The following is an 11,475-nucleotide window of genomic DNA, read 5'->3' as shown; positions in this document are numbered from 1 at the left end:
TTATGATCGTGGATTACTTCGTGATTAAACGCCAGCAGCTTAACCTGCCGGACCTGTATAAAACCCACGGCATCTACAGCGGCTTTAACATCAATGGCTTTATCGCCTTTGCCATTCCTGTTGCCCTAACGCTGTATTCACTGATGACCGATCAACTGAGCTGGTTCTATCAGTATGGCTGGTTCACCGGTTCGATTCTCGGCGGTATCACTTATTGGTTCTGCGCCCGTAAACAAACAGTAGACCTCGGTAAACTGGCGACTCAAGGGGAGTAACGCAGCAGACAGTATAAAAATAATAAAGCCCGGTCTGTTATTTAACAGCCGGGCATTCTTTTATCCTTGCTTTAGTTTACTAGAGCTTTAGCTTACGGAGCTTAAGGCTTAGAAGTTGACGTTAAGAAACCGTCTACCAACCGCTTAAGCCGCTTCATGCAGGGCCGCGGTCAGATCCATGATCGCCTGCTTGCCATCACCAAACAGCATCACCGCATTATCCATTGCGAATAACGGATTAGGTAAGCCGGCAAAGCCCGGACTCAAGCTGCGTTTAATAATGACAACACTCTTCGCCTCATCAACATTCAGAATAGGCATACCATAGATAGGGCTACCTTTATCTTCACGGGCCATCGGATTGGTCACATCATTGGCACCAATCACCAGCACCACGTCAGTTTTACTGAAGTTAGGATTAGATTGTTCCATGGTTTTCATCGCCTCATAGTCGACCTCGGCCTCGGCCAAGAGTACATTCATATGCCCCGGCATACGCCCGGCAACCGGATGAATGGCAAATTCCACAATAGCCCCACGGCCCACTAAGGTATCCGCCAACTCACGCACCGCATGCTGAGCCTGCGCCATCGCGAGACCAAAGCCGGGTACAATAACCACCCGCTGTGCATCTTCCAGCATCATGCTCACCTCATCCGGTGAGGCGGATGTTACCTTGCCCTGATAGACCTCATCGGCGTCGATAGTTGGGCCATCACTCGCCACCATTTTACCGAACAAGACATTCAGTAATGAGCGGTTCATCGCGACACACATAATCTGCGTCAAAATAAGACCGGAAGCACCCACCAGCGCGCCAGAGATAATTAGCACGTTATTGCCCATAATAAAGCCCGCAGCCGCCGCCGCAATGCCCGAATAAGCATTGAGCAAGGCAATCACCACCGGCATATCCGCCCCCCCTATCGGCATAACGAGAGTGACCCCCAGCAATAGTGCTAAACCCACCAGCAGCAAGAAACCGCCGCTACCCAGCTGGTTATTCACCAGCAGGAAAATAACCGCGACAGAGGCCAACAACAACCCCAGGTTAATAAACTTCATGCCGCTAAAGCCGATCGCTTGGCCCGGTAGAACCTCCTGAAGTTTGCCAAATGCCACCGCACTGCCAGAAAAGGTGACCGTGCCAATCAGCACCGCCAGCATGATCGCACTATTGGCGATAACCAGTGTTGCCCCGCTCAGTTCGGTGCCGCTCGCTAACATCGAGAAATAACTGGCCGCGGCCACCCCCAGCGATGCTCCGCCACCAAGACCATTCAGAATCGCCACCATCTGTGGCATTGAGGTCATCTGCACCTTAACCGCCATCAAAACACCAATCAATGTGCCCACCGCCAATCCGGCAAACACAATTTCATAGTGCATGACCTGCCGATCCAGCAGGGTAATCACAATGGCCAGCAACATACCCAGCGCCGCTAAACGGTTGCCTCGCACGGCGGTTTTTGGCCGCGTTAAGCCCTTAATACCCATAACAAACAGTAATGCCGCGAGCAGATAGAAGAGGTTAATCATTATGCTATTCATCATTAGCCCCTCCGCTTGAACATTTTAAGCATCCGATTAGTGACCATAAAACCGGCCACCACATTGATCGTGGCAAAAACAATCGCCACGAAACCTAACAATGGCACCACAGTGCTGGACTCATCACCGGAACCCGCCGCCAAAATCGCGCCGACAATGGTGATACCCGAGATCGCATTACTACCGGACATTAATGGGGTATGCAGGGTCGGCGGCACCTTGGTAATTAGCTCAACCCCAAGGAACACAGCCAACGCAAACAGCGATAACAAGACAATGAAGGCTTCCATTATGCAACCTCCTCTAACAGTGGCGTTGAAGCTAACGGCGGCAGATCTAATCTCTCGCGTAGACCGTTATTGATGATCTCGCCACCGTGGGTAACCACCGCCTGCTGGATAATTTCATCATCAAAATCCAACTCACAATCACCCTGCTCATTGAGTAGATGGTGTAACAGGTTCTCAATATTATTGCCGTACATCTGACTCGCATGGTGCGCCACCGTAGCCACGATATTATCCGGACCAATGATCGTCACGCCCTGTTCAACCACTACCTCACCATGTTGGGTCAATTCACAGTTGCCGCCCCGCTCTGAGGCTAAATCGACAATCACCGCACCAGGTTTCATCTGACCAACCATCTCAGCGGTAATCAATACCGGTGAACGAACACCGGGAATAGCAGCGGTCGTAATAACAATATCTTGTTCGCTCAGCACGGCGGTCATCAATTCACGCTGGCGCTGCAGAAAGTCCTCCCCCTGCTGTTTGGCATAGCCTCCCTGCCCTTCGGTGGAGTCCGCCTCTAACGCCAACTCGACCGGTTTGGCCCCGACCGAAATAATCTGCTCCCGCGCGGCAGGCCGCACATCATAAGCCTCAACCACGGCGCCCATACGTTTAGCGGTGGCCGCCGCCTGTAAACCGGCGACGCCGGCCCCCATAATAAAGACCCTCGCCGGACTAAGGTTACCCGCCGCAGTCATCATCATCGGGTAGATTCTCGGGGCTACATTGGCGGCCAATAGTACCGCCTTATAACCGGCTAAGGTTGCCATCGAGGTCAACACATCCATACTCTGAGCACGGCTAATACGCGGAATCAGTTCCATCGCGATACTGCTGATACCCTGTTCCGCTAAGGCCGTAAAACGTTCAAGTTTGGTGAATGGGTCCATCATGCCGATCAGTAACGGGCTAGTTTCCAGCCAAGCTGCCGCTTGATTCAACATCGCCCCAGACAGATTCACCCGCAACAGAATATCCGCTTGCTGATACACAGCCTGCGCCGAGGAATTTATCTGCGCCCCCACATCCCGATAATCCTGATCACTAAAACCTGCCGCCAGCCCCGCTCCGGCTTCAACCACGAAGGTGGCACCGGTGGCTGATAAATGGGTGATATTCTCTGGTGTTAAGGCAACCCTTAATTCGTTCGCCAAGGGCTCTTTTGCTAGACCAATTTTCATACCTATACTCCCCAAGCCGCCTCTTATTTCAGACAACAGGACGCCTATACGCGTGTAAAACACGCGCAGGCATCGAGTATGAGAGAAAGTGTCCGGAAGCGGACTTAGTTTTTGTTAGATTTATTCTTAGAGTGTGCTGCAGTGATTAGAGACAAGCTTGATTAAGCACCGCTTGTAACAACACATTGCACCCGGCATGGAGGTCTTCGGGTTTAGCATTTTCTTCTTCGTTATGGCTGATACCGTTTTCGCAGGGCACAAAAACCATCCCTGTAGGCGCAACACGCGCGATATAACAGGCATCATGGCCAGCACCACTAACAATATCACGATGACTATAGCCTGCGTCTTCAGCGGCCTGACGTACTGAATCAACACAGCTGGTATTGAATGGCACCGGTGGAGAATACCAGATCTGCTCGAACTTCATCTCCAAGCCCATTTCATCGGCAATCTTGGCGCACACATCACGCAGCTGTTGATCCATTTTCGACAGCACATCATCATTCGGATGACGGAAATCGATGGTGAAAAAGACTTCACCAGGAATAACATTACGTGAGTTCGGGAAGACCTGTAGCAAGCCAACCGTCGAACAGGCATTCGGCTGATTCGCCAAGCCAATATTATTCACCTCTTGGACGATTTTAGAAGCCCCCAGCAAGGCATCTTTACGGCGTAACATCGGTGTTGGGCCCGCATGAGCTTCCTGACCGGTTAAGGTCACTTCATACCAACGCTGTCCTTGAGCATCGGTGACCACCCCAATAGAGGTCTCCTCCTCTTCAAGAATGGGCCCCTGCTCGATATGCGCTTCGAAAAACGCCTTAACCTGGCTGCCGACTTCATGTTCACCAGCATAGCCAATGCGCTGTAACTCTTCACCCATCGTCTTACCATCAAGATCAGCCCGACTTAAACCGTACTCTAGATCAAAGACCCCGGCAAAAACGCCCGATGCCACCATGGCGGGAGCAAAGCGAGAACCCTCTTCGTTGGTCCAGATGGACGCTTCAATCGGATGGTCGGTTTCGATGTTGTTATCATTCAGGGTGCGAATCACTTCCAACCCAGACAGCACGCCATACACACCATCAAACTTACCACCGGTTGGCTGAGTATCGATATGACTCCCCATCACCACTGGTGGCAGATCATTATTCTTACCCGGACGGCGAGCAAAAACATTGCCGATTTTATCAACCCGGACAGTACAGCCTGCAGCTTCACACCACTGAGTGAATAGATCTCGGGCCTGCTTATCTAGATCGGTCAGCGCCAGACGGCAACAGCCACCCTTTTCAGTACCTCCGATTTCGCCCATCTCCATCAGGCTGTCCCAAAGTCGCTGTTCATTGGTTTTTATGTTTTTCATCGATAAAGGCTCCTAATTAACGCTATTGGCAATGCCCGTTAAAGGGCGACAATAAAGGACTACAAATGATTTCCCATAGAGTAAAACTAGTTTAATTTTACCATGTGGTCAAATTAATTTTCGAGACGCCCTTTTAGATATATATTCTTTTTATTTTTTCGTTCATTCGATTGGGTAAAAATGGATCAAGAATCGATCCCGTGCTGTCTTAACTCGTCATCCTCGCTCGTCTAGCGTGCAGTTATAAGCTAACCAGATGACCCATTTTGCGCTGTTTTGCCTGCATATAAGGCAAATTATATGGTTGATAGTCGACCTGTATCGGTAACCGGCTCACGCCAAAACCTAATGTCTCTAAACTGCTGATTTTATGCGGGTTATTGGTTAGCAAACGCAGCGTCGAAATATTCAGCGCATGGAGTACTGCGGCGGCGATCCCATAGCAACGGCCATCGACGGGTAAGCCAAGCTGTAGATTCGCCTCAACCGTATCCAACCCTTGATCCTGCAATTGGTATGCGCGCAGTTTATTCTTTAAGCCAATGCCTCGTCCTTCCTGACGCAGATAGATCAATACGCCACAACCAGCCTCGCCAATAATACTCAATGAACGATCCAGTTGTTCACCGCAATCACAACGGCAGGAGGCAAACAGATCACCAGTGGCACACTCGGAGTGAATTCTCACGATCGCTGCCGATGCCAAATGAGGCTGCCCCATGACCAAGACAATGTGCTCTTTACCATCATCAGGATCGGTAAACGCCGTCATCAAAAATTCGCCATAGGCGGTCGGCATACGCACACTCACCGCGTCGTTCAGCGCTGCTAAATAAGCCTCTGTCGACATAGCTATCTCCGTGTAAAACCTTGCTAAACCGTTGCCTCTAGCACCTCGAACAAGAATGCATCGAAGTACTTCAACATAACCGGCTCAGGCCTCGAAAGGCCTGAGCACTGAGGTCTGCTTAGCTAAACTGAGGAATAATATGCTTACCGTATTTCTCGACGATATTCTCCTCATCACCGTTATCCAGATAGATATTGAACTGAGTCGTACCGGCGGCTTCAAGGGCTTTGAGTTTAGTGATATGTTCATCAACCGATCCCAAAACACAGAACTCATCAACAATATCTGGAGTAATGAAATCCAAGAATGGGTTATCACTCTGACCATGTTTAGAATAATCATAACCCTGACGGTTTTTGATATAAGAGGTCAAACTTTCTGGCACCTGACCGCTGCTATCACCATACTTTTCAACGATATCGGCCACATGGTTACCCACCATCGCCGGGAACCACTTGGTTGCTTCAAGGCAGCGCTCTTTGGTACCAAAATAAGCGGGGGCAGACGCAATAACCTGATAGTTACTCATATCACGTCCCGCCGCTTTACCGGCATTGATCGCCTGATCCTTAAACCATTCCACCAGTGTCGGAGAGCCAATCTGCAAAACTACGCCATCACCAACTTCACCCGCTGTTTGCAACGCTTTCGGACCGTACGCACCAATATAAACAGGCAGTTCATAGCCCTGCGCCCAAGGGAATTTTACCGGTGCCGGGCAATCGTCATACATCACCTCTTCACCTCGAACCAAAGCCTTAACCTTGGTTGTAAACTCGGCTACCCGGGCAAGGTTGGCCGGTTTTTTACCCAACACCCGCACACCGCTGTCACCACGACCAAGGCCAATATGAAAACGGCCATTACTTTGTAACGCCAAGCTACCGAAAAGACTCGCCGCCTGGGACCAATCACGGGCATTAGGATGAGTTACACAGGGACCAAAACTGATCTTAGAGGTATGCTCCATACACATTGCCATGGCCGGATATGATTCACGCCACAGAACGTGAGAATCGTAAAACCAGCAATGTGTAAAACCGGCTTCTTCCGCTTGTTTAGCCAAATTACGGGCGCGTTCAGGGCTAATAAAACCTTTAAAAGTAATACCGAAATCCATAATTATTCTCCTAGTAAGGATTTGTTGCGTATCAGTGATGATGCTTAATGATCAGGGGCCCAGATCTTCACTCCCGCATGGGAGAACGGCACCTTTTTCGAAATATTCAGACGAATTAGAATCGGGGTAATCGCTTCAATACAGCGAGCATTCACGGCAGGGCCGGCGTTATAGGCATTCACACCAAGGCTGGAAATCAATTCCATCACCGCTTCTTTTGCCTGCAGATTGTTACCACAGACTAAAATATCGCAGTTAATCGGCTGACCAAGGTTGTTCAACGTAGCGGCAGAGACGTTATGCAACGCACCGACCACAGGAATGTCATCGCCTAATAAGGCTTGCGCGGCTTCTGTGGCCGAGCCTTCAGCAGGCATATCCACCGCTTTCGGATCGCCATCGGCCAGTGGCACAACAATATCCACTAGGATCTTATTGCTCAGATCAGGCTTAATCGCGTTTAGCGTGGCGTTATGGGCAGCAAAAGGCACCGCCAAAATCACAATTTCATCAGCCGCCGCGGTCGCTTCTCGGTTATCGGCACCACTGATAACACCCGTTGCCTCAGGCTGCTTTTCGTTCAACTGTTGCGCAATCTCAGCCGCCCGCTCACCATCGCGAGAGCCTAGTGCAACATCAATACCCGCCGCAGCAAAACGCAGCGCCAATCCTTTCCCTTGCGGGCCTGTTCCACCCAAAATAGCAATTTTCATCGAAATAGATCCTCTTGTTGTGGGCGCACTAGGTCACGGGCAGAGCTGTCACATCGCTGCCAGTCAACGCCTTTAAATATCAAAACCGGCTTTTTACCGTTTTTACTCATCAGCAAGCCGGAAGCCGCTGCAATTTCATCTGCTAACGCGGGAACGGTGACCGACAGCACACGGCCATAGGCATCCATATCTCCTGCGAGATCCACTTTAGCCGGCACATTGGCGAGACCAACGGCCACATTTACTAAGCCCATCCGCCAAGGGCGACCAAAGGTATCGGTAATAACAACGCCTAATGATTTACCACTGGCCCACTCCAAGTCTTGGCAAATGCCTCGGGCACTCTGATCGGGGTCATGGGGAAGGAGAATCACCTTACCGACCGCATCCACATTGGACTCATCCACCGCGGCATTGGCGCAGATAAAGCCCAATCGATGTTCGGCAATAATGGTGCCTTCATCCTGTTCAGGGCGTTTTGATGTCCGGACTAAACGTTTAGATTCCGATAACACCACCTGCACCTTGCGTGGATCTTTATTCAGCTCACGGCCCAACGTCTGCGCTTCGGCGGTTGGGCTAATGTCATTCAGATCAATAATTTGACCTTCCTGTTTGGACACTACTTTATGGGCAATCACGATAATGTCGCCGTCATCAAGCGAGCATTGGTTGCTATCGAGCGCCGCAAGGATCAAGCCAGACAGATCATCACCGGGATGAATATCCGGAATGCCATCGAGCGCATGAATACTGACTTGGTTATGTGCATTACTATTCATAAGAACGTCCTATGCGGATATTTTTTCAAACCAAATTTCGGCTCGGTTTAGGTCATCTGGGCAATCGACATCAAAGGATAGATTTTCAAGAAACAGCCGCTGCGTATGCAGCCCCGCTTCAAAGGCCGACAACAGGTGGATCTGGCAGGAGTTTGGCCCAAAGTTGAATGGCATCACATTCGGCGGGGTGGTCATAATGGCATTGGTTCCACCATCATATGAGGGGCAAACCACCACCGACGGGCGTGCTTCCCGATGGTTTAGCAGACATTCAATCTCCTGATAATCCAGCGTTTCGATATCGCCGGGAATCACCAATTGAGTCTCAATTCCACGCTGGGCGTTATACTCAGCGGCTAAGGTGACAGCAGCATTCAAACCAGCCAGTTTCTGCTCTTCCAACAACACATCGGCGCCAAAACTGCGGGAAATATCTTCAATACGCTTCGATTCCGTCACCACCAACACATTGTGCTGTGGATATCGTTGACGCAAAAAACCGAGGTTCTTTTCAAATAAAGTCAGCGTTAGCTTTTTCCGCTGACTACGGCTCAACACCTTAGCCAAACGGCTTTTAGAACGCTCAGGGCTTTTCATCGGAATAACAATTGATAACGTCATAGCCAGCTCCTAGTTACACCGCGAGGCGAGGCTCAGATTCACGGGCAGATTCATGGAGCGGCGCAGAGGCAGCAGCGACCTTCCCATTACCCGCCTGATAAAAGTGAACAATGGTTTCCGCTAGGCTGACTTTCTGTTGTCGGTTAAACATCAGCGTATCGGTCGCCAATACGTATTCGATCTTGGCGGATAGCTCAGACATCATGTCCCGATCCTGCTGATCGATAATCATGCCGTCGATCAAGCCGTTATAGACATCCGCCACCCCGATCACATCACAGCGATAGCCTGCAGCCGTCATCATCTTATCCGCCGGACCTTTCACCGTTTGGCCATTCACTAGTGGAGAGACCGCTACCTTAAATGCAGAGGACTGCTGCAGCGCAGCAACGATGCCCGGCACCGACAAAATAGGTTTAATACTGACAATCGGATTACTCGGCGCAATCACAATCAAATCGGCTTCAGCAATAGCACTCAGGGCTTCTGGAGTCGCCGTGGCGGTCTCAATACCGACAATATGAAAATCCAGTATTGCCGGTTGGCAGGCGTGTTTGACAAAGTAATCCTGAAAGTCGATCCAGCCACTTTCAATCTTCACTTTATTTTGAATACAGTCATCGGTAGGCAATAGAATCGGTGTGCTAACACCATAAGAACGGGCGATATTAGCAGCAATCTCACTGGGCCTAACCCCCTGCTGACGCTGCTCAGTACGGTAGATATGGGTGGCGAAATCTTTATCCCCCAAATACATCCAGGCATCTGATCCCAAGCGTTTTAGCTGATCCAACACTTGGTTGCTTTCATCCTTCAGCCCCCAACCTTTGGTGGTATCGATCTCGTCGGCTAGGGTATAGGTCAGGGTATCAATATCGGGAGACACCCATAATCCGTGAAACGCCTGATCATCAGCCACGTTACCAATCACGCTGAACTGCGCCGCAAACCGGCTAAAAGCAAAACCTTCGGCCATCTTGGCACCGCCCACACCGCCGCTCAGCAGCACAACCTTCAACGGCAAGCTCATGAGGCCACCCGCACGCTAGCGTTTGTGGTCGCGATAAGCTGAAAGCCTTCTCGGCTAGCTATTTCAGTGGGTTGACGTGCAAAGGTTTCAACTACGCCATAGAGCGTGTTACGCCGTACTGGATCGCGCCCCGCACCACTGATCATGCGAATCATATCTTCCGGCACAATCTCCTGCTCATTCTTACCACCTGCGGCCCGCGAGATACTTTCATTCATCAGCGTGCCGCCCAGATCATTCGCGCCGGCCTGTAGCATCTGCTGTGCATATTCTGGCCCCAGCTTCACCCAAGAGGCCTGAATATTATCGACCCAACCGTGCAACATCAGCCGAGATACTGCATGCATACGAATGTTTTCGTCTACTGTTGGGCCCGGTCTAACATTGGGAATATTCATATATAGCGGGGATTCGTAGTGAATAAATCCCAGTGGAACGAATTCAGTAAAACCACCTGTTTGCTTTTGGATAGTGCGTATTTTGCCGATGTGCGAAGCCCAATGTTCTGGGCTATCGATATGGCCATACATAATGGTAGCGGTCGTCGGTAAACCTAACTGATGAGCCGTTGTGATGATTTCAATCCACTGCTCAGTGGTCAATTTATCCCGCGTCAGTTGTTGACGAATTTCAACATCCAGAATCTCAGCGGCGGTACCCGGCATCGAGCCTAAACCATGATCGATTAAATCTTGAATAAACTCAGCAATAGACATCTTGCTCTTTAATGCGCCAAACCAGATTTCAAAAGGCGAGAAGGCATGGATATGCATCGCCGGTACACGCGTCTTGATAGCCTTGAGGATTTCACGGTAGTGGCTACCCTCAATATCGGGATGTAAACCGCCCTGAATACAAACTTCAGTGGCTCCCCGTGCCCAAGCCTCTTCGGCTCTATCGGCCACATCTTCAAAACTCAGCAACTCGGCAGTGGCTTCCTCTTTACGCTTGGCAAAGCCACAAAATTTACAGCCCATATAGCAAACATTGGTAAAGTTAATGTTGCGGGTAATAACAAAACTCGCTTGGTTGCCCACTGTCTGTTGGCGCAGATAATCTGCTGTTGCGATCAACCCATCAAGATCGGCACCAGTAGCACTAAATAGGGTGACGGCATCGGGTTCTGAGAGCTCAGTCCCCTCTATAACAGAGACCAGTATGTCGCGGATGTGGACATTAATACCATCCAACTGCATCAGCAGTTTATGTTGCACTGACACGCTGTTATCCAAACTTAAAATACTCGGAGCATTCATATTTCTTTCCTTAATTTTAAATTCAATGACACCTAAGAAAAGACGTGGGGTGCTGACGCTGATTAACATTATTAACACGACTCAGCATTGAACCAACCTTGCAGAGAAAAGAATGAATAGCGGAACGAAGGTGACAAACAGCAATGTAAACGACAGAAGCGAAAACCACGCTAATGACTAAAAAGGCTGTTTTAAAAATCAGCCGCTGTTGAATTGAGAGGGTCTGAATAGACATCAGTATCACCACTTCTTATTTATTCTTATTCTCGGTAGAGGTTTGCATCCACAAACTTTTTACCAAACGGTAAAATAATACTAGACTAACTTTTACCATATGGTCAAGCTTTTATTGAGAGGTAATTAAAACCCATAAATAAACAATATAACTAATTGAATTATATTGATTTATATATAATTAATATCTTAAT

At 49.6% G+C, this 11,475-nt stretch carries 11 protein-coding genes and 1 pseudogene; 1 reads left to right on the top strand and 11 read right to left on the bottom strand.

Annotated elements, in window-relative coordinates; genetic code table 11:
- A pseudogene (locus ACN0T0_RS19990) lies at nt 1-275 on the top strand (nitrate reductase); the annotation flags it as partial.
- A 144-nt stretch (nt 276-419) separates the two neighbouring features.
- Here ACN0T0_RS19990 and ACN0T0_RS19985 read toward each other — a convergent pair.
- The 11 genes from ACN0T0_RS19985 to cofH form a co-directional block, all read right to left on the bottom strand.
- Nucleotides 420-1,826 carry an NAD(P)(+) transhydrogenase (Re/Si-specific) subunit beta gene (locus ACN0T0_RS19985; protein ID WP_417228564.1) on the bottom strand — a complete coding sequence of 469 codons (1,407 nt, stop codon included), beginning with the start codon at nt 1,824-1,826 and terminating at the stop codon, nt 420-422.
- A 2-nt stretch (nt 1,827-1,828) separates the two neighbouring features.
- Nucleotides 1,829-2,116 (bottom strand): NAD(P) transhydrogenase subunit alpha, encoded by a 288-nt coding sequence (locus ACN0T0_RS19980; protein WP_126157064.1) that lies wholly within the window; start codon nt 2,114-2,116, stop codon nt 1,829-1,831.
- A complete protein-coding gene (locus tag ACN0T0_RS19975; protein ID WP_417228561.1) occupies nt 2,116-3,300 on the bottom strand; it encodes a Re/Si-specific NAD(P)(+) transhydrogenase subunit alpha in 1,185 nt (394 codons plus the stop codon). The genes ACN0T0_RS19980 and ACN0T0_RS19975 overlap by 1 nt, the downstream gene beginning before the upstream one ends.
- Nucleotides 3,301-3,445: 145 nt before the next feature.
- Nucleotides 3,446-4,675, bottom strand: coding sequence for a Zn-dependent hydrolase (locus tag ACN0T0_RS19970; RefSeq protein ID WP_417228559.1), 1,230 nt, complete (start codon nt 4,673-4,675; stop codon nt 3,446-3,448).
- Between the two features lie 241 nt (nt 4,676-4,916).
- A complete protein-coding gene (gene ribA, locus ACN0T0_RS19965) occupies nt 4,917-5,525 on the bottom strand; it encodes a GTP cyclohydrolase II (RefSeq protein WP_417228557.1) in 609 nt (202 codons plus the stop codon).
- Nucleotides 5,526-5,643: 118 nt separating this feature from the next.
- Nucleotides 5,644-6,645, bottom strand: a complete 1,002-nt coding sequence (locus ACN0T0_RS19960) for a TIGR03842 family LLM class F420-dependent oxidoreductase (protein WP_126157060.1) — start codon at nt 6,643-6,645, stop codon at nt 5,644-5,646.
- Nucleotides 6,646-6,689: 44 nt separating this feature from the next.
- Entirely contained in the window at nt 6,690-7,358 is a 669-nt protein-coding gene (npdG, locus tag ACN0T0_RS19955) for an NADPH-dependent F420 reductase (protein ID WP_417228555.1), read from the bottom strand.
- Nucleotides 7,355-8,140 (bottom strand): coenzyme F420-0:L-glutamate ligase, encoded by a 786-nt coding sequence (cofE, locus tag ACN0T0_RS19950; protein WP_417228553.1) that lies wholly within the window; start codon nt 8,138-8,140, stop codon nt 7,355-7,357. The genes npdG and cofE overlap by 4 nt, the downstream gene beginning before the upstream one ends.
- A 9-nt stretch (nt 8,141-8,149) precedes the next feature.
- Nucleotides 8,150-8,761 (bottom strand): 2-phospho-L-lactate guanylyltransferase, encoded by a 612-nt coding sequence (cofC, locus tag ACN0T0_RS19945; RefSeq protein ID WP_417228551.1) that lies wholly within the window; start codon nt 8,759-8,761, stop codon nt 8,150-8,152.
- 13 nt (nt 8,762-8,774) lie between these two features.
- Complete coding sequence (cofD, locus tag ACN0T0_RS19940; RefSeq protein WP_417228549.1) at nt 8,775-9,791, bottom strand: 2-phospho-L-lactate transferase; 1,017 nt, start codon at nt 9,789-9,791, stop codon at nt 8,775-8,777.
- The gene (gene cofH / locus ACN0T0_RS19935; protein ID WP_417228547.1) at nt 9,788-11,047 is read right to left on the bottom strand and encodes a 5-amino-6-(D-ribitylamino)uracil--L-tyrosine 4-hydroxyphenyl transferase CofH; all 1,260 of its coding nucleotides are present in this window, start codon (nt 11,045-11,047) and stop codon (nt 9,788-9,790) included. The genes cofD and cofH overlap by 4 nt, the downstream gene beginning before the upstream one ends.
- Between the last annotated feature and the right edge of the window lie 428 nt (nt 11,048-11,475).

It is taken from the genome of Amphritea sp. (genome assembly GCF_048266285.1).
In the GTDB taxonomy this organism is placed as follows: Bacteria; Pseudomonadota; Gammaproteobacteria; order Pseudomonadales; family Balneatricaceae; genus Amphritea.
This window is presented reverse-complemented; position numbering and strand designations above follow the sequence as displayed.